This window comes from Sphingomonas floccifaciens (assembly GCF_042681125.1).
Taxonomy (GTDB): domain Bacteria; phylum Pseudomonadota; class Alphaproteobacteria; order Sphingomonadales; family Sphingomonadaceae; genus Sphingomonas; species Sphingomonas floccifaciens.
Genome location: NZ_JBHUFC010000019.1, coordinates 69,916 through 87,708, shown reverse-complemented (window position 1 = coordinate 87,708; position 17,793 = coordinate 69,916). Strand labels below are relative to the sequence as shown.

Annotated in this window: 12 protein-coding genes; 9 read left to right on the top strand and 3 right to left on the bottom strand. The window is 63.2% G+C overall.

Going from position 1 to position 17,793, the window contains the following annotated elements; translation table 11 throughout:
* Positions 1–448: 448 nt before the first annotated feature.
* From ACFSC3_RS17815 to ACFSC3_RS17805, 3 genes are all read left to right on the top strand, one after another.
* Positions 449–1,645 (top strand): AAA family ATPase, encoded by a 1,197-nt coding sequence (locus tag ACFSC3_RS17815; RefSeq protein WP_029623213.1) that lies wholly within the window; start codon positions 449–451, stop codon positions 1,643–1,645.
* Positions 1,642–2,721: a ParB/RepB/Spo0J family partition protein gene (locus tag ACFSC3_RS17810; RefSeq protein WP_010408848.1), complete on the top strand. Its 1,080-nt coding sequence runs from the start codon at positions 1,642–1,644 to the stop codon at positions 2,719–2,721. The genes ACFSC3_RS17815 and ACFSC3_RS17810 overlap by 4 nt, the downstream gene beginning before the upstream one ends.
* A 79-nt stretch (positions 2,722–2,800) precedes the next feature.
* A complete protein-coding gene (locus tag ACFSC3_RS17805; RefSeq protein WP_029623214.1) occupies positions 2,801–3,916 on the top strand; it encodes a replication initiator protein A in 1,116 nt (371 codons plus the stop codon).
* A 363-nt stretch (positions 3,917–4,279) separates the two neighbouring features.
* Here ACFSC3_RS17805 and tnpA read toward each other — a convergent pair whose 3' ends face one another.
* Positions 4,280–4,699: an IS200/IS605 family transposase gene (gene tnpA, locus ACFSC3_RS17800; RefSeq protein WP_010408862.1), complete on the bottom strand. Its 420-nt coding sequence runs from the start codon at positions 4,697–4,699 to the stop codon at positions 4,280–4,282.
* A 1,575-nt stretch (positions 4,700–6,274) separates the two neighbouring features.
* Positions 6,275–7,246, bottom strand: coding sequence for a hypothetical protein (locus ACFSC3_RS17795; RefSeq protein WP_037447504.1), 972 nt, complete (start codon positions 7,244–7,246; stop codon positions 6,275–6,277).
* Between the two features lie 167 nt (positions 7,247–7,413).
* On the opposite strand from ACFSC3_RS17795, the gene ACFSC3_RS17790 reads away from it, so the two are divergent.
* The 3 genes from ACFSC3_RS17790 to ACFSC3_RS17780 all read left to right on the top strand — a co-directional run bounded on the left by ACFSC3_RS17790 (position 7,414) and on the right by ACFSC3_RS17780 (position 10,329).
* The gene (locus ACFSC3_RS17790; protein ID WP_010408866.1) at positions 7,414–8,553 is read left to right on the top strand and encodes a tyrosine-type recombinase/integrase; all 1,140 of its coding nucleotides are present in this window, start codon (positions 7,414–7,416) and stop codon (positions 8,551–8,553) included.
* A gap of 252 nt (positions 8,554–8,805) precedes the next feature.
* Positions 8,806–9,717 carry a thiamine pyrophosphate-binding protein gene (locus tag ACFSC3_RS17785; protein WP_380941563.1) on the top strand — a complete coding sequence of 304 codons (912 nt, stop codon included), beginning with the start codon at positions 8,806–8,808 and terminating at the stop codon, positions 9,715–9,717.
* Positions 9,718–10,053: 336 nt separating this feature from the next.
* The gene (locus ACFSC3_RS17780; protein WP_010408871.1) at positions 10,054–10,329 is read left to right on the top strand and encodes a hypothetical protein; all 276 of its coding nucleotides are present in this window, start codon (positions 10,054–10,056) and stop codon (positions 10,327–10,329) included.
* Here the strand turns inward: ACFSC3_RS17780 and ACFSC3_RS17775 are convergent.
* Positions 10,296–10,874: a lytic transglycosylase domain-containing protein gene (locus ACFSC3_RS17775; RefSeq protein WP_079247005.1), complete on the bottom strand. Its 579-nt coding sequence runs from the start codon at positions 10,872–10,874 to the stop codon at positions 10,296–10,298. The genes ACFSC3_RS17780 and ACFSC3_RS17775 overlap by 34 nt on opposite strands.
* A gap of 561 nt (positions 10,875–11,435) precedes the next feature.
* Here ACFSC3_RS17775 and ACFSC3_RS17770 point away from each other — a divergent pair.
* From ACFSC3_RS17770 to ACFSC3_RS17760, 3 genes are all read left to right on the top strand, one after another.
* Entirely contained in the window at positions 11,436–12,065 is a 630-nt protein-coding gene (locus ACFSC3_RS17770; protein WP_029623217.1) for a ParA family protein, read from the top strand.
* A gap of 456 nt (positions 12,066–12,521) precedes the next feature.
* Positions 12,522–13,361, top strand: coding sequence for a DUF7146 domain-containing protein (locus tag ACFSC3_RS17765; RefSeq protein ID WP_010408880.1), 840 nt, complete (start codon positions 12,522–12,524; stop codon positions 13,359–13,361).
* A 58-nt stretch (positions 13,362–13,419) separates the two neighbouring features.
* A complete protein-coding gene (locus ACFSC3_RS17760; protein ID WP_062126477.1) occupies positions 13,420–17,634 on the top strand; it encodes a strawberry notch family protein in 4,215 nt (1,404 codons plus the stop codon).
* Positions 17,635–17,793: the final 159 nt, after the last annotated feature.

The window sequence follows — 17,793 nt, the reverse complement described above, 5'->3', positions numbered from 1 at the left end:
GGATGAGGGGTCCCTTTTCGACGCCGATCACCCCGCTACCGGGGTCCCTTTTCCACGCCGATCCACAGGCTCGAGCCGAATCGCCGTGGACTGAGAGGTTCCATCTCTGACGCTGTGCCCGCCAATCATCTTTGAGATGATTCGCGTTGCTGTGAATGCCCGTTGTCTGAGCTTCGAAGTCGGACAAGACTTGAGGATAAGTCCTCAAGCGGCGCGTGCTGGCGAGTGACTCATCTTGATTTTCGTCCGGGTTTATAGGCGAAATGATACACACGCGGATGGTCCGGGACTCGGGGGCAATAAGAGGGCTTGTCCCTGCGCACGCCGGGTCAGGTCACCCTATTTGACTAACCACCCTGCATTTGGCATATCTGTCCGGGATTAGGGGCCATTATGCGGTGCTTTTCACGAACCGTGGCCGGTTTGGGTTCAAAAAGGGGACATGCCCATGCTGTCGGGTCAGATTCTCGATGCGATGATTACCTCGTGCGAGAATGCCAAGACCGTGCTGCGACAGGCGGCCATTGATCCATCCGATCGCAAAACGCTGAACATTTCAATGGGGGCGACAGTCGCCGCTGAATTGCTCGGCCGAACGCCGGAAGCGCTTTCCAAGGCTGAGGCGCGCGGACGCTTGCCCGCCCCCAAGACGGCCACCAACGGACGCCGATTCTACACGGTCGAAGATTTGATCGCCATTCGCGAGAAGCTCGGCATCAAGATGGGTAAATTGCCCTCCGAGCGCGCGGTCGTCATCGCCGTGCAGAACTTCAAGGGCGGCGTCAGCAAATCGACGACGGGCAAGCATCTTGCAGATTACCTTGCGCTGCGGGGATATCGCGTTCTTGTTGTCGATTGCGATCCCCAGGCGTCGATGAGTGTTATGTTCGACGTCAATCTAGAGGCATTGGTGGACGAGACGCACACGCTCTCGAACTTCCTCTCCCCCAGAATCGACGAAGCCGATTCGCTGCGAAAGACGATCCAAAAGACCGCGTGGCCGAATATCGATATCTGCCCCGCCAACCTGGGCCTCCAGGACACCGAGTGGGAACTGACAGCAACCATCGAGGAGGGCCCTACCGCCATTGCCGGCGCGTTCCGCATGCTGAGAATTGGCCTGGAAGAGGTCCGGCACGACTATGACGTCGTTATCCTCGATCCTCCCCCTGCCATGGGCTTTTTGGGCGTGAACACGTTGACGGCCGCGGACGGCTTGCTGATCCCCGTGCCGGCTCGGCAACTCGATTATCTTTCGACAATCCACTTCATGCAGACCTGTCGCGAAGCGATGGACCTCGTCTCGAAGTTCGACACTTCGATCGACTACGGGTTCATTCGCGTCGTCTGCACCATGTTCCAGCCCAACAGGACCAACGAGGCTCAAATGCTTCAGGTCATGGAGAAGACCTACGCTGGCCAGATGCTGTCGACGCCGATACTCCTGTCGGAAGAGATCAAGAATGCCGGGTTGTCGATGTCGTCGATCTACGAAATCAACAAACCATATGGGTCGCACCAGACGTACACGCGGTGCCGTGACAACCTCAACATGGTGTTTCGCGAGATCGAAAAGGATATTTGCAAGCAGTGGCCGTCGCGTATGGCGCAGGTCGGCACCGACAGACTGACGGAGGCGGCATGAGCAGCGCAGGGGGCCGGCGTCGCAGCCTACTGGCGAATGCCATCGAAAGCATCGGCACGACCCCTGCCCCCACGTCCGTGGCCGAAGTCGCGGATGCCGAGGCGCTGGTCGATCGCGATAAGCCGGTCGACGAACCTTCGACGCCCTCATTCCTGGAGCGGCGTGGTATTGCGTTCGATGAAATCGCCCGCACGGTCAAACGTCCGACTATCCGTCTGAAGCCCTCGGAATGCTCCATCTGGCCGGGCAATGCTCGCGATCATGCGGCGCTGAGCCACGAACGCTGTGCCTCGCTCATTGATTCCATCCGCGAGGAGGGGACGAACCGCGAGCCGGTTGTGGTGCGGCGGACGCCGAACGCCGAGACCCCCTACGAGTTGATCGTCGGCACCCGCCGGCATTTCTCGGTTTCCTGGCTGAATGCCAACAACCATAGCGAAATCGAGCTCGTAGCGCGTATCGAGACGCTCGATGACGAGGCCGCTTTCCGGCTCGCCGATTTGGAAAATCGAGAGCGCGAGGACGTCACCGATTTGGAGCGTGCGCGCAATTACAGGCACGCTGTCGACGCATATTACAACGGGGTTCGCACGCAGATGGCCGATCGCTTGGCCATCGCCAAGCAGAACCTCCACAACCTCCTCCAGCTCGCGGAGTTGCCGGACGAGGTCGTGGCAGCGTTCGCCGAGCCCGGAGACCTCAAGGTCCGACACGGCATGCGGCTCTCGCCCCTGCTGAAGAACGAACAGCACCGCGACGCGATCATCGCCGCAGCTATAGCCCTCGGTGCCGAGCAACAGGCGCTGAAGGACGCTGGAAGCGACAAGATTGAGGGTATCAAGGTCTGTGAGCGCCTGGCCGCAGCCGCAGTGGCTCCCGCGGCGTCGAAGAAGCCTGTACCCCGTGCCAAGCCGGCCCTCACCGCCGCCTCGGGTCGCGAGATCGGACAGGTTCTTGCTGATACACGGGCCAAGGGAATTACGATCAACATCAACCCCAAGGGCACAGCGTCGGTCGACGAGATCCTCGAAGCGCTCCGCCCTGCCCTTGAGAGTGCGAAGTTCAGTCGAAATTGAGTAAAATCTAGTTTAACGCTTTATTTTCAATTAGTTGGCTCCCGGTAAAATGCGTTTTACCGATGCCACGGGACACGAGATGCAACAGGATCACCGCGAAGACGGTCAAGTAGACCTCTTTCTCCCTCAGCTGACTGCGCTTCCTCTTCGGGATCAGCGCGAAACGATGGAGCGGCCCTTTTTCTCGCTGTCGAAGCGCAAGCGACTCAAGCCGATCGACTATGTCAGTCCGGATCGTAAGATCACCGTCCATGTCTCCGCTAATTCGGAATATGGTCTGGCGACTATCTACGACCTCGACATACTGATTTACTGCGCGTCAGTTTTGATCGAGCACAAGCGGCGAGGTGCCAACGACATCCCGCAGACGCTCCACGTCGTCCCATACGACATGCTGAAGACTCTGAAGCGCGAGGTTGGTGGACGCGCTTACGATCTTCTGGGCAATGCCCTCGACAGGCTCCAATCGACCACGGTGAAGACGAACATCCGCTCAGGAGATGCCGTCGAGACCACCTTCTCCTGGATCGACAGTCACAGCCAGCTTAAGGATCGGTCCGGAAACGTGCGGGGAATGAGAATTACCCTCGCGAAATGGTTCTACGACGGGGTGTTGATGGACGGCGGCGTGCTCGCCATCGATCCGGCTTATTTCTCGCTCACAGGCGGGCGCGAACGCTGGCTCTATCGGGTCGCGCGCAAACATGCGGGTGGGGCCGGAAGCGACGGTTTCGCCATCTCGATGCCAACGCTCTTCGAGAAATCCGGCGCGGAAGGCGATTATCGGCGCTTCAAGTTCGAGATGACCAAGATCGCTCGGGAGAACGATCTGCCAGGCTACTCCCTGGACATCGAACAGCGTGACGATGCCGAACCGCTGCTGCGCATGACCAGGCGCGATCGCGAGCCGTCCGAGGAGGGCAAGCCCTCCCCTGCCCTCGCCCAAGCCTCGCCTGCGGCCGTCAAGGAAAAGGCGCCCGAGGAACCGGCTATCTCCTTCCCCTCGAGCGGGCATATCTCGCATTCGGCATTCGGTGCGATCGCCCGCGCCAACCTGCCCAGCCCCCAACGCGACCACGGTCTCGTTGGAGACGATTTCCGGAACTTCCTCCGGCAGCGCGAGATAGCGTTCGACGCGAAGAACATCACACAGATATTCGCGACCTTTTGCGCGAAGCAGCGTCCGGTCAACTGATCGACGCCGTAGGCGCAATCCGCCAAAACGGTCTTTCAGGAACAGGGTCGAGAATGGCTCGCGCGCGCACGTCAACTTATCCGTGTGGACCGTTCCCGAAGTAACGAGCCGGGCCCCGGACCCGTCTGTATGGCGCCCCATCAAATGTGCGTGGGCTGCGAAGATCCAACCACGCGCGATCCTTTGCCAGCCTTCTTCTCGGATGAGCTTTGCCGGGCACAGCTGCGCCAGCGGGAGGATCGCCCGTTCCACCTCTCCAGGCAGCCGTCACGGTACTTAGAGAACGGCGCTTATAGGGTGGGATTTGTGATCAGATTGCCCGGATCTGATAGCTGAATCACTGACCGGCTGACGCCGGTAGGATCAAGCGGTGGGGCTGAAGCCGTCCTTGTGGGTATGTCGGTCGAGGTAACGCATGATGATGTCATCGGTGATGTTGCCGGATGTGGTCGAGAAGTAGCCGCGCTGCCAGAAGCGTTGGCCCCAATATCGTTTGCGGATGTGCTCGAATTCCTGTTGGATCTTGCGGGATGAGCGCCCCTTGGCCCGGCGCACGAAGTCGCTGACCGAGACGTGCGGCGGGATTTCGACGAACATGTGTACGTGGTCCTTCGACAGCGCGCCGTTGATGATCTTCACGCCCATCTCGGCACAGACCTGACGGATGATCTCGCGCACCCGTAGCCGAACATCGCCGATCAGCACCTTGTACCGATACTTCGGCGCCCAAACGAGATGGTAGCGATGATGGAATGTGGTGTGACAACCGGACCGATACGCCATAGCCTGTAACCTCGGGAAAAGCGGAAGCTTCACGCCTTCGGCGGCTTCCGCTTTTCCCGAGGTTACAGGCTAGCACGCGAGTCTGTGGCTGAAGCCAGTATCCGACTGAAGTCGGAGGGGTTCCTCCTTGCTAGAGGACTCTAAAGGTCAAACTGTCGACGCTCCAAAGAGGCTGGGGAGGGGAGGGGGAGTCATCCTCGCTGCTTCGATGCCGTTCCTGAAATACCGTGAATGCTTCGACTGCAAACGCCTCCGGGAGCGCTAGACATCCACAATCGGCGCCCATCGCCTGGCCAAGCCCCGTTCTCAATGTACCGTCGAGATCACTGGCCGGCTCCCGAGAAACCTCGAAACTTCGCGGTCCAGGCAGCCGAGCGGGATGCGCTCAAGGCAACAAAACGTCGAGATCATCGCCGTTTTAGGTCAGTTCCGCAGGGTCCCGTTCCTAAAAGACCGTCAATGATTCGCCCAAGGACTCGGGAGGGCCGCGGAAATGCCGCTCGACTCCTCCGAACACAGGGCGGCCTCGCCTGACGCCTATAGTTCGACAACGAGCGCTGCCGGGTGTAACATGCCTGAAAGGCTCGGAAAACAGCCACTTTGCGGACGAGTAAAACGCGTTTTACTCCCTTGGAGACGTCCTGTGGCCCGCGCCGTGCCCACGGTATTTCAGGAACGGGGCACGGTACATGAGGAACCGAATCACGGTTCAATGGGAACGCCCCGCAGGGTATTTCAGGAACGGCCAAACGGTATAATGGGAACGGCGCTGAACTCCCGACTCGCGCTGAATCGGCGAGTCGCGAAAGATCCATCCACAGCTTAACTTTTTATCCTATTCTCTAAAGAGATTAACACGCCTGCGGCGCTCCCTTCTTTTGAAGAATTGATTGGGAAGAAGGGGAAGGGACGATCGCCGCGCACTAAGCACGTCGTCCACCCAAAAAGCTCCGTCGCGTGCGTCGCCTCACACACCCGACCGCAGATCGACGTCGATTATCGCGGCGCCTAGACTCCTTGCAAGCCAGCCATCGCGGAGCACCTCACTACGCTCAGGTCGCCGAGGGCACCGTGACAGGAGCCATTTTCCAAGACCCGAACGAAGTCCGACCTGCACTGAGCGCCGCCAGCAGCCCGCACAGCGTGTTTCCGCTCTCGGCTATCCCCACGGCAAGCAAAGCGCCCAGAAGGCCGCTGTGGGGCCTTCCTGCCAAGCCTGATCACGAGAAGCATGCCGTTGTGGGTCAGAGAACCCGTGGACTGGACATTGCAGCTACCGCCTTCAACTATCGATAGACGATAGCCGCCGACTGCAGAGCTCGTGTTTCACCACTGGGACAAGGGGAACGAGACCGCGCTCGCCGGCAAATCAGTTCTTGCTGCATCCAGCGCTATGAATTGCGAACAGGGGAGGGGAGGCAGCTACCCCTTTGGTGAAAGGTTTGCCGGCGCACCTCGGTAGAGAGGCCCCGGCCAGCCGACGACATTCCAATCGTTCGACAGAAGGATGCTCCGGTTGATAGACCGGTTCATCAGACCGGGCGGCAAGCGAAAGATCCTCCTGCGGACTGTCGTTCACAAACTCTCGGCGCGATGCTGGAGAAGCTTGTCGATGTTCTCCATCTCGCGATCGAAGGCATCGAAGACCTCCGACAGCTCGCGGCTCGCTGGCGGGGGAGGGACCACGTTGCGCGGCCGTCCACGCTTGGGCGCTGCAAAGCCAAACTCGATGGCAAGGTCCGTGCTCAGGAACACGCGCCAGGTCCGCCGCTGGGTGATCTCCACGAGCAAGCCGCAGTCGACGGCACGGCCCAGCAGTTTGCTCGCGCCGGCAACGCTCATGCTGAGCAGCTCCGCCAGCGACTGAGGCGAGAGCAGTGGCCGGTGATGGAGGAGGGCCGCGAGCCCCGGGAGGTGGCCAGGTCGATATTCCGCGACGATCGCATGCTGGGCCGCGCGATGGAGCTTTTCCAGCTCGTGCAACCGTGCGAGGTTTGCGGTGGCGCTTGCCTCAAGGCTGCGCATGGCCGCATACCAGTCCTCGTCTCCGACAGTTCGCTTCAGCCTAAACGCCTTCACGCCGCCCACGAGGCAGGGCAGGGGAGTGGTCACCATCCCCTTGTCGCGCAGAGCGAAGGGCAGCGAGAGCCAGGGCAGGGCGGTGCTGTCGAGACGCGCATGCTGGCGGACCCGATCGAGCGCGCGGATCAGCGGCGAATGGTCCGCGGCTATCTCGATCTCGCCGATCGCGGTCGGGAGCGCGTCGCGCCAGGCGAGGGGGTCGGGATCGCGCAGCGCCGCTTCCCAGGCGGGAAAGCGATCGAACAGGTCGAGGTTGGTCGACCGCAGCGGCCGGCCGGGGATTTGCAGCCCGCAGCCCCAGGAAAATACGTCAATTTCGTCGATCTCGGCCGATTGCAGTTGCAGGGCCCGGGTGTAGCCACTCCAGGCGGCGCGGCGTGCCCAGGCCGATGCCACCGAACTAACGCAAAACCGGGCATCGAGACGCGTAATGGCGGCCGTGCAGGAGGCGATCGCGGAGACCATCTTCGCGCTGTAGGCGGGGCCGTAGCGGCTGTTCGAGAGAGGCGCGTCCACGCCGTCTTTTAACCCAGAGCTGCTCTCAGTCAAATTGGCTCGTATGCGTAGTCGTGATAATGGGAGATTATCACGACCCTATTATTATGAGAAGGACCGGGCTATGTCTCGCCGTCATGGCGAAAACGGCCCTCACCCGCAGGCAAAGCACGCCGCCCGCCGGCGCCGACGACGTCGTGGGCGAGGTCCGCGCGCTGGCTATCGACAAGGCGGCGGTCGATCCGCAGGTCATCGCGGCCGCGGCGCGGGCCTGGTCGCCGAACACGATCCGCGCGTTCCTTTCCGACATGAAGCTCTGGGATGCTTGGTGCCGGCGCACCCGAGTGCGGGCAGGGGAGGCGACCGCCGAGACCGTCGCGGCCTATGTCCGCGCGCTGTCGGGTCAGGATCATGATGAGGCGACGCGGGCGACGCCGCAGAGGGCGGCCGCGACGATCGCGCGCTATCTCGTCAATATCGGCTGGGCCTATCGCATGGCGGGGCTGGACGATCCGACCGCAGCCCCGCTCGTGCAGCTCGAGCACAAGGCGGCGCGCAAGCTTCTCGGCACCCGCCAGACGCAGGCGCGGGGTATCCGCTACAAGGGCGATGTCAGCGATCTCGACGCGCCGGCGAGCGGCGTGAGCCTCGCGGTCCTCCTCAAGGCCACGCGCCGCGATCTCCTGGGCGCGCGCGATCGCGCGCTACTGCAGGTCAACTATGATACCGGCTGCCGGCGCTCCGAACTCGCGGCGATGCGTATCGAGCATATCGACGGGCCCGACGTCGACGGGGCAGGGGTGGTCGAGATCGGCCGCAGCAAGACCGATCAGGAAGGGCAGGGGGCTCTCGCCTATCTCTCGCCCGCGACCATGCGCGCGATCGCTGAATGGTGCGACAAGGCCGGGATTGCGCGCGGGGCCCTGTTCCGGCGCGTCGAAACCTGGTTCGATGGCTCGATCCGCGGTGTGGGAGAGGAGGCGCTCAACCCCGGCACGATCACGCTCATCTACAAGCGGTTGATCCGCCAGGCATTCGACAAGAAACTGCTGGGGGCGATGAGCGAGGCCGAGCTCGAGCGCTGGGTCGCGGCCGTGTCGAGCCATTCGATCCGGGTTGGCGTGGCGCAAGACAATTTTGCGGCAGGAGAGAGCCTGCCCGCCATCATGCAGGCCTATCGCTGGCGCGATCCCAAGACGGTCATGCGCTATGGCGCGAAGCTGGCGGCCAAGAGCGGAGCGAGTGCGCGTCTCGCGAAGCGTTTCGGCGGTGAATGACAGGTTTTAGCTGTCCGCGTTTGGACAGTCGCAAACCGATGACCTGGCGCGGTTGGGCAGTGAGCGACACCGACATGCCTCAACGACCGAAGAAGCGAGCTCGCCGTCGGGCCGGCCCTAGCGCGCACCGATGGGGGCGAAGCCGCCGACCGGCGGGAACGCCTGTGCGCACTGCGACGTTCTTCTCGTCAGCGCGAGCATGCGTGACTGAACCTCTCCGGCTCGAAACCAAATCCCAAAGTGGAGGGCGGCATGGCCCGCATGTCGAGCGATTTCTTCGTCCAGCGCCTCAAGGATTGGGGCGTGAGCCGAATCTACGGCTATTCTGGCGATGGCATCAATGGCGTGCTGGGGGCGCTCCAGCGCGCCGAGAAGGAAGGCTCGGGCATCGAGTTCATCCAGGTCCGCCACGAGGAGATGGCGGCCTTCATGGCGACGGCGCATGCGAAATTCACCGGCGAGCTCGGCGTCTGCCAGTCGACCGGCGGTCCGGGCGCGACCCACCTGATCACCGGGCTCTATGACGCCAAGCTCGACCATGTCCCGGTCCTCGCGATCGCGGGCCAGGCCGAGAGCACCGTGCGCGGTGCAAGCTATCAGCAGGAGCTCAATCTCGACCGACTGTTTGCCGACGTCGCCGCCTATGTGCAGGAGGCGAGCGCGCCGGCGCAGGTCCGCCATGTGACCGATCGCGCGATCCGGATCGCGGTCGCGGGCAACGCGGTCTCAACCATCGTGCTGCCCAAGGACATACAGGATACGAAATATGAGGAGCCGGGCCAGGCGCACGTCTTCACCCGCTCGGGCACCGGCTATGCACATCCGATCGTCGTCCCGCAGCCCGCCGATCTCGCGCGCGCGGCGGAGGTACTGAATGCAGGCGCCAAGGTCGCTATCCTGATTGGGGCGGGAGCCCGCGGCGCGTCGGCCGTGGTGACCGAGGTCGCCGACCTGCTTGGCGCCGGCGTCGCCAAAGCGTTGCTCGGCAAGGATGTCCTGCCTGATCGAGCAGATCGAGGTGATGCGCCTCTGGCGCTCCCCGCGCCAGGTTGTCGCCGAGGAGATCGAAGACGCCGGCTTGCGACAAGTGCTGGACAGCCTTGCCATCGCTATCGAGAAGCAAGAGTCTCAAAAAAATGGTCAACCGCTCCTAGATTCATATGATCTGAGAACGAATGGAGTTGGCCTAGTCGGCCAACGCCCTAACGCCTGACGGCGAGTACAGTCCCAACCGACCGGACCGCACAAACCACAAACGGCAAGACCAAGCGGCAAGGTTGGACGCGCCGCTTCGCGTCGCGATGCTCCCGAGGGGAGCAAGCGTTTACCGTTGCGCTGAAATTGCCGCCTTTGTGCCCGGTGCAGCCGTTTTTCGTGCGTCATCGCGACCGTAGCGCCATGCTGAGCACCAACTTGCGATTGAAAACGCAGCCCACCTGGTAACTAATGCGCGATTCAGCGGTTAATGGACCGTCAGCATCTTGCTGCTAGGTGGTCGGCATGCCCCAAGCGACCCTTCAGGCCTGGCTTTCACTCTATGCCGCGGTCGGCGTCATGGTGGCGCTGTGCGCTGTCCTCGCGATGATAAAGACCGCCTACGATTATCGTCTGGGAACTAGGAAACTCCCAACTGCGACCGTCCTCGATAAGGTACTCGTTGCACCCCGGTTGTGGATACGTTGGCAGATCAACTATCTGCTCGGCGCGCCGGCGATCCTCGGAATTGCGATCTATTACGCGCACTACCTCGGGTTCGATACTCTTGTAGATGTGTAAGCGAGTAACTGGACCCCCCTGCCCCGGAATTCCTGTCGACCCACTGCCAAACCGGCGGTCTGAATCGATGCTGTCCTGAACGATCCGGTGCTCCACCCTCGAGTGATCGCTGCGACATAGTCCATCGTCTCGCGAAACGGCGGAATACGGCGCATCGATCGAACGCGTCCTGGACCTGCATTGTACGCGGCCAAGGCTAGATCGACCCGCTTGAACTCATCCAGATGCGCGCGGAGGTATCTGGCCCCTCCCCTCAGGTTCGACAACGGATCTCTCGAATTGAAAACCCCAAGTCCACGCGCTGTACCGGGCATCAATTGGGTAAGGCCAACGGCGCCCTTCGGTGATACGATCAATGGGTCATAGCGGCTTTCCTGGGCCACCAGTGCATCGAAAAGCCCGACTGGCACACCAGCTTCGCACGCCACGGCCTGGATCAAGGGGTAATATTGAGCCCGCCGAGCTTCGAGCCAGCCTGGAAAATCGCCGCGTGGACGGTAGGGTGTGATTGAGCAAGCCTGTGGGGTGTAGAGATAACTTGCCATATCGGACATCGCTGCCCGGCCAGCTCCCCCCGAAACCTGGCCAGTCTGCATCCAAAGGGGCACCGATATATGCGACGTGCTTATTGCCTCCTCTTGGGGTTCCATTACGGGGCTGCCGAATGATCTGAAGTCATTGCCTAAAACGGCTTCCATGCTTGGTACTGGCGGCGTTCCGTCTGTTGGCATACCCCGCATTCTCGGGCCCACATCGATGACGGCTTCAACTGCCTGCCCATCAAATGTCATTACCTCGGCCTGCTTAGCTGCCGATGTTTGCGCCCATAGCAGTGCCATAACACTACCCACTACGCATAAGCTCGAGTTCGATCGCGTGTTCATCGATCATTGAACATCATGTTTCGATCAACCGCACAACGTGGAAAAAAATTCCACTATCTCCCAGTGCTTGATCCAGACTAGGTCAGGCAAACCCCCGTGGGTAGCAGCTAGCTCACAGATATCTGCTGGTTGGGTATCAGCTAGCTATCACATAGGTAGCGGTTGCCAAACTGCTAGAGAGCGGCTAGCTATCCAGTTGTTCGAACTATCACAGGATCGGTCATGGCTGCTGTCGTAGCATTCGTCTCACAAAAAGGCGGTGTAGGAAAAAGCACCTTGGCAAGAGCCCTTGCTCGCGAGGCGGCGGCAGGCGAACTGCGGGTTAAAATCGCCGATCTCGATACTCAACAGGGCACTTCGGTCGATTGGCACCGAGCACGCCTTGGCATCTCCATCGAGCCGATTGTGTCGGTTGAGGCATTCAAAACCGCGTCTCAGGCCCTGGCCGCTGCAGACGGCTTCGATCTGCTTATCATCGACGGCCCCGCTCGGACCAGCAAAGCTACACTTGAAATTGCACGGTCATCGTCACTCGTGGTTCAACCCACCGGCGCATCCTTGGACGATCTCAGGCCTGCCGTCCGCGAATACCATGCCCTTGTTAAGGAGGGTATCCCGACTGGACGGCTCGTTTTTGCGCTCAACCGCATTGGAACTTCGGCTGAAGAAAATGACGCGCGGGCGTATTTGACCGAAGCTGGGTATAATGTCCTCGACGGTTCGATCGTGGAACGACCAGCATACCGGCAAGCGCAGAACCAAGGCCTGTCAATTACCGAAACCAAATTCTCCGGCCTTAACCAGCGTGCTGATACTCTGATCCAATCCCTAATCGACAAAGTAGCGGGGTGAATGATGGCCGATATCTCGAAGCTAAAGAAGGCTACTCGATTGGGTTCACCCCCACCAATCAGTGAGGCGAGCCAGAATTTGGATGCACCCGAAGTAGCCCCCGCCCCTCCGGCTGCACCGCTGATAACCGCAACCCGCATTGATGCCCGCAGTTCGCGCAAGACTAACCGCACTCAACAATTTGCGACTAGGGTCACACCCGAATGGGACAATCGAATCCGCGAAATAGCTCAACGTGAGGGTCTGCTTCTTACAGAAGTGCTCGAGAAGGCACTCGACGCTTATGAGAAACTGCTAGCTCAAAGGTAGCTAGCCGCTAGATACCAGCCATCTCAACGCTAGATAGCGGAGGTCTAACTGCTAACACGGGGATCTTCCGCTAGCTGCTAGCCAGCAGCTACTGAGTCACCTAGGAAGGGAGAGAAGGGGGTCAGAGGCAGCGAGAAAGGATCGGTCATGCCCCTCGTTGCGCTGAAACCCACCCAGACCATCGTGGACATCGTCGGCGCCCTCGGCGGCACCTGGCACGGCTACAACGCCATGTGCCGTTGCCCGGCCCACGCCGACAGCGATCCCAGCCTCTCGATCCGGCAGGGCCATGACGGCATCCTCGTTCACTGCTTCGCCGGCTGCACCGCCGAGGACGTGCTCCGCGAGATCGCGCGCATCAGACCCGGACGCACCTACGACCCACCCGCTGAACAGCGCACCGGCAGACCCGCCAACATCGAACGGCTGTGGAACGAGGGGTTGCCGATCGCCGGAACGCCCGCGGAAGCCTATCTCCGCTTTCGCGGCATCACCGGCGCCTTCGACGACCTGAGCTACCACCCGCGCTGTCCGTGGGGACCGAAACCGCATACCCGGTTCCTCCCGGCGCTGCTGATCGCGGCGCGGGAGGGGCGCACGCTGCGCTCGATTCAGCGCATCTTCCTCGACCTCGCGCATGGCGGCTATCTCGACAAGGCGACGCTCGGCACGCCGGGAGGTGCGACCTGGCAGGGCATGCGCGTCACCGACACATTGGCGCTTGGTGAGGGGTTCGAGACCTCGGCCGCCTTCACCCAGATCCACGGCATCCCGTGCTGGGCGACGCTCGGCGCGGCGCGGCTCGACCGTGTCCACATCCCCGATAGCGTCACCACGCTGATCTTCGCCGAGGACAATGACTTCGAGGGCCGACGCGCACGACGCAAGGCGTGGGCCGCCTATCGGCCGCGCGGGCTGACGCTGAAGCGGATGCCGCCACCCTCACGTTATGGCGACTGGGCCGACGTCGTGAAACCCGGAGCCTGAGAGGGAAGGGGGGTCGGGGTCGTGAGCTGCACGAGCAGCCACAGACCCGGAGACCCCCATGACCGACCTGTTCGACCCTGCGCCCGCGCGCGCCGACCATGCCACCGCTGCCGCCCGCCTGCTGCTCCCCGCGATCGCCGGCGACGCGAAGATCACCCGAGCGATGCTCAACGACGCGATGATCCGCGCCTATGGCGGCACCGACGCCGATGGTCACTGGACCCAGCGCGAGAGCTTCGAGGTGCTGGAGCATGCGACCGCGCTGGCGGTATGCGCAGCAGGCACCACGCCGGCGGTCGACGCCGCGATCGGGCTTATGGCGCGCCTTCCTACCCAGACCGTGCGCAGCGAGGAGCAGATCGACTGGCAGCAATTCTCGACCCCGCTCGATCTCGCCACGATCACGGTCATGCTCGCGAACGCACGCGCGGATGACATCGTACTCGAACCGAGCGCCGGCAACGGTCTCCTGGTAGCGGGCCTCCCGCCGATCGCGGCGCTCCAGCTCAACGAGATCGATCCCGCGCGCCGCGAGCGGCTGTCGGCCACCTTCCCGAAAGCCAGCGTTACCGGCCACGACGGCGCGCAGATCGCCAGCGTCATGGCATCCGCGGAGCGCCCCAGCCTCATCCTGATGAACCCGCCCTTCTCGCGCTCGCTCGGCCGCGGTGCCGACGCGCTCGCTGCGGTCCGCCACCTGCAGGCGGCGATCAAGCGTGTGCGGCCTGGCGGGCGCGTCGTCGCGATCATGCCCGACTGGTTCTTCAACTCCGCGCGCATGGGCACGATCTGGTCGACGACGCTGGCGAGCGTCGCGCTGCGCACCTCGATCCGGCTGACCCATGCCTATGGCAAGCACGGCACCGGAGTCGCGGTGCGACTCTATGTCATCGACAAGACGGTGGGTGATACCACGACGGTCACGCTCCAGCGCGGCGCCGTAAGCGACCTGGTCGAGGCGCTGGTCATCCCGCCCCGGCAGGATCTGATCCCGGAGGCCGCCACTCCGGCGCCGGTCAAGCGGGGCGGGGGGCTGTCCCTCCTGCGCAGCGTGAGATCGAAGCCCGCTGCCACCCCGCGCATCTTCCGCGCTCTCGCCAGGAACGAGGTTCTCCCGGTCGGCTACCAGGTACTCGAGACGCCGGCGCCACTCGCCGAGCAGTCCGGCGTCTATCTGCCCTATCGGCCGAGCCGTATCGTGTTCGACGCTGCCGGCGAGCATCCGACCGCGCTGGTGGAATCGATCGCGATGGGCTCGATCCCCGCGCCGATCCCCGTCCATGTTCCGTCGCTGCCCGAACGCACCGTCACCGAACGCCTCCTGTCCTCCTCGCAGCTCGAGACCGTCGTTTACGCCGGCCATGCCTGGACCCAGTATATCCCGGGCCTGAGCAAGCCAGACAAGGAGGGCGTGGGGCTGGTGCTCTCCGACGACGGACGCGCGTACCGCAAGGGCTATTTCCTGGGCGACGGCACCGGGGCAGGGAAGGGGCGGCAGGTCGCGGCCGTCATCCTCGACAACTGGCTGGCGGGTCGTCGCAAGAACATCTGGATCAGCAAGAACGAGGCGCTCCATGCCGACGCGATCCGCGACTGGACCGCGCTCGGCGGTCTCGCGGCCGACGTGCAGCCGCTCTCGCGCTGGAAGATCGACGAGCCCGTCACGATGGACGAGGGCGTCCTGTTCGTGACCTATCCGACGCTGCGCTCCAACCGCGGCGACGCCACCCGGCTCGATCAAATCATCGCCTGGGCCGGTGCCGACTTCGACGGCGTCATCGCGTTCGACGAGGCGCATGAGATGGGCGGCGTCGCGGGTGGCGAAGGGTCGATGGGCACCAAGAAGGGCTCGCAGCAGGGCATCGCCGGCGTTCTCCTGCAGAACCACCTGCCCGACGCCCGCGTGCTCTACGCCTCGGCGACCGGCGCGTCGGAGGTGAACAACCTCGCCTATGCCGTGCGGCTCGGCCTGTGGGGGCCGGAGACCGCCTTCGCCAACCGCGAGGCGTTCATCACCCAGATCCGGCAGGGCGGGATCGCGGCGATGGAACTGGTCGCGCGCGATCTCAAGGCGACCGGCCTCTACACCGCGCGCGCGCTGAGCTTCGCCGGGGTCGAATATGACATCCTCCGCCACGAGCTGACGCCTGAACAGATCGCGGTGTACGACACCTATGCCGATGCCTGGGCGATCATCCATCGCGGCCTTGAAAAGGCGCTCGAACTCACCGGCGTCGTCGACGGCAACGAGGGCAAGACGCTCAACTCGGGCGCGAAGGCCGCGGCGCGCTCGCGGTTCGAAAGCTGCAAGCAGCGGTTCTTCGGGGCGCTCCTCCTGTCAGCGAAGCTCCCGACCGTCATCGCGGCGATCGAACAGCATCTGGCGGCCGATCAGTCGGTCGTGCTGCAGCTGGTCAGCACCGCCGAGGCGATCCTCGACCGCCGCCTGGGCGAACTGTCGCCCGACGAGCGCGCCGACCTCGACATCGATCTCTCCCCGCGCGAGGCCGTGATCGACTATCTGACGCGGGCATTCCCGGTCCAGCAGATGACCTTCTTCCGCGATGACACCGGCGAGGTGCGCTCGCGACCGCTGTTCGACGAGAGCGGCCACCCGGTCACCAACCCCGAAGCCGAAGCCGAGCGCGACAATCTGGTCGAGCAGCTTTGCGCGCTGCCGCCGATCGCGGCCGTGCTCGATGCCATCATCACCCGGTTCGGCACCGAGATGGTCGCCGAGGTGACGGGGCGCACCAAGCGCCTCATCACGGTGAGCGGGGGAGGGCAGAAGCTCGAATCGCGCTCGGCCCGCGCCACGCAGGCCGATTCCGCCGCCTTCATGGAAGGCACCAAGCGCATCCTGGTCTTCTCCGACGCCGGCGGGACCGGGCGGTCTTATCATGCCAGCCTCGATGCGAAGAACCAGCAGCAACGCGCGCATCTGCTCCTGGAGCCGGGCTGGAGGGCCGATCGCGCGATCCAGGGCCTGGGACGTACCCACCGCACGCATCAGGCCTGCTCGCCCCTGTTCCGGCCCGTCACGACCGACTGCAAGGGCGAACTCAGGTTCACCTCGACCATCGCGCGGCGTCTAGACAGCCTCGGCGCTCTGACGCGCGGCCAGCGCCAGACCGGGGGGCAGAATCTGTTCGACCCGGCCGATAATCTCGAAAGCGACTACGCCAAGGCGGCGCTCATCAGCTGGTATCACCTGCTCGTCGCGGGGAAGCTGACCAGCACCAACCTCACCGATTTCCAGCATCGCACCGGCCTGGAACTGCTCGATACCGACGGCGTGTTGAAGGAGGATCTCCCGCCCATCCAGCGCTGGCTCAACCGGTTGCTGGCGCTGCCGATCGGGCTCCAGAACTGCATCTTTGACGAATTCCTGGCGCTGGTCGAGGCACGGGTCGCGGCCGCGCGCGAGGCGGGGACACTCGATGTCGGCGTCGAGACGATGACGGTCGAGACCGCGACCGTGCTCGACGATACGATCCTGCGCACCGACCCGGTCAGCAAGGCGACCTCGCACCTGCTGACGATCGAGGTGACCCGGCGCCGCAACCCCATGTCGCTCGAGCGCGTGCTGCGCATCGCCGATACCGACCAGACCGCCGTGTTCGTGCGCAACGGCAAGTCGGGCAAGGTCGCGCTGCGCACCAACGCGCGCTCCTGGCTGACCGAGGACGGGGTGGCGGTGTCGCGCATCGAACTGATGCGTCCGACCCGGCACGAATATCTCGCACTCGACGATCTCTACGAGACGGCCTGGGAGGAATGCAGCCGCGCACGGTTCGAGGCGGAATGGTCGGCCGAGGTCGACGAGATCCGCGGCAAGCTCGACGTCGAGACGATCCGGCTCGCGACCGGCCTTCTGCTGCCGATCTGGTCGGCGCTGCCGAGCGACCATCTCGTGGTCAACCGCGTGGTCGATGCCGAGGGTCGCTCCTGGCTCGGGCGCATGGTGTTCCCGGGCGACGTGCCGGCGCTGTTCTCGAAGATGGGCCTCGACAGCAACGACGTGCTCAGCCCGGCCGAGGTCGCGCGCGCCGCGATGGAGGGCGGGACGGTCACGATCCGGCGACCGTTCGTGTGCGAGGTGAAGCGCGTACGCGTCAACGCCAAGCCGCGCATCGAGATCAGCGGCGCACCGGCCGACCAGCTCGCGTGGCTCAAGTCGATCGGCTGCTTCACAGAGATCATCGCCTACAAGACGCGCGTCTTCATCCCCGTCGAGACGGCCGATGCGGTTCTCGCAAAGCTGATGGCCTGACCGGCACGATAACAGCCAGCTAGCAGCAAGGTAGCCGCTTGTCGGCGAGCCCCAGTCGCCCTCCCGCCCAAGCGGGAAACGAGAGGGGAGAAGGAGCGGGGAGGGTGTCCGGGTCGGGGGAAACACCCGTGCACCGGACACTTTCCCGCTCATGGAGAC

Bases quoted from the DNA above. Each gene is read 5' to 3' on its own strand.
- ACFSC3_RS17815 (WP_029623213.1), top strand. From the start codon at position 449: ATGCTGTCGGGTCAGATTCTCGATGCGATGATTACCTCGTGCGAGAAT.
- ACFSC3_RS17810 (WP_010408848.1), top strand. From the start codon at position 1,642: ATGAGCAGCGCAGGGGGCCGGCGTCGCAGCCTACTGGCGAATGCCATC.
- ACFSC3_RS17805 (WP_029623214.1), top strand. From the start codon at position 2,801: ATGCAACAGGATCACCGCGAAGACGGTCAAGTAGACCTCTTTCTCCCT.
- tnpA (WP_010408862.1), bottom strand. From the start codon at position 4,699: ATGGCGTATCGGTCCGGTTGTCACACCACATTCCATCATCGCTACCAT.
- ACFSC3_RS17795 (WP_037447504.1), bottom strand. From the start codon at position 7,246: ATGGTCTCCGCGATCGCCTCCTGCACGGCCGCCATTACGCGTCTCGAT.
- ACFSC3_RS17790 (WP_010408866.1), top strand. From the start codon at position 7,414: ATGGCGAAAACGGCCCTCACCCGCAGGCAAAGCACGCCGCCCGCCGGC.
- ACFSC3_RS17785 (WP_380941563.1), top strand. From the start codon at position 8,806: ATGGCCCGCATGTCGAGCGATTTCTTCGTCCAGCGCCTCAAGGATTGG.
- ACFSC3_RS17780 (WP_010408871.1), top strand. From the start codon at position 10,054: ATGCCCCAAGCGACCCTTCAGGCCTGGCTTTCACTCTATGCCGCGGTC.
- ACFSC3_RS17775 (WP_079247005.1), bottom strand. From the start codon at position 10,874: ATGGCAAGTTATCTCTACACCCCACAGGCTTGCTCAATCACACCCTAC.
- ACFSC3_RS17770 (WP_029623217.1), top strand. From the start codon at position 11,436: ATGGCTGCTGTCGTAGCATTCGTCTCACAAAAAGGCGGTGTAGGAAAA.
- ACFSC3_RS17765 (WP_010408880.1), top strand. From the start codon at position 12,522: ATGCCCCTCGTTGCGCTGAAACCCACCCAGACCATCGTGGACATCGTC.
- ACFSC3_RS17760 (WP_062126477.1), top strand. From the start codon at position 13,420: ATGACCGACCTGTTCGACCCTGCGCCCGCGCGCGCCGACCATGCCACC.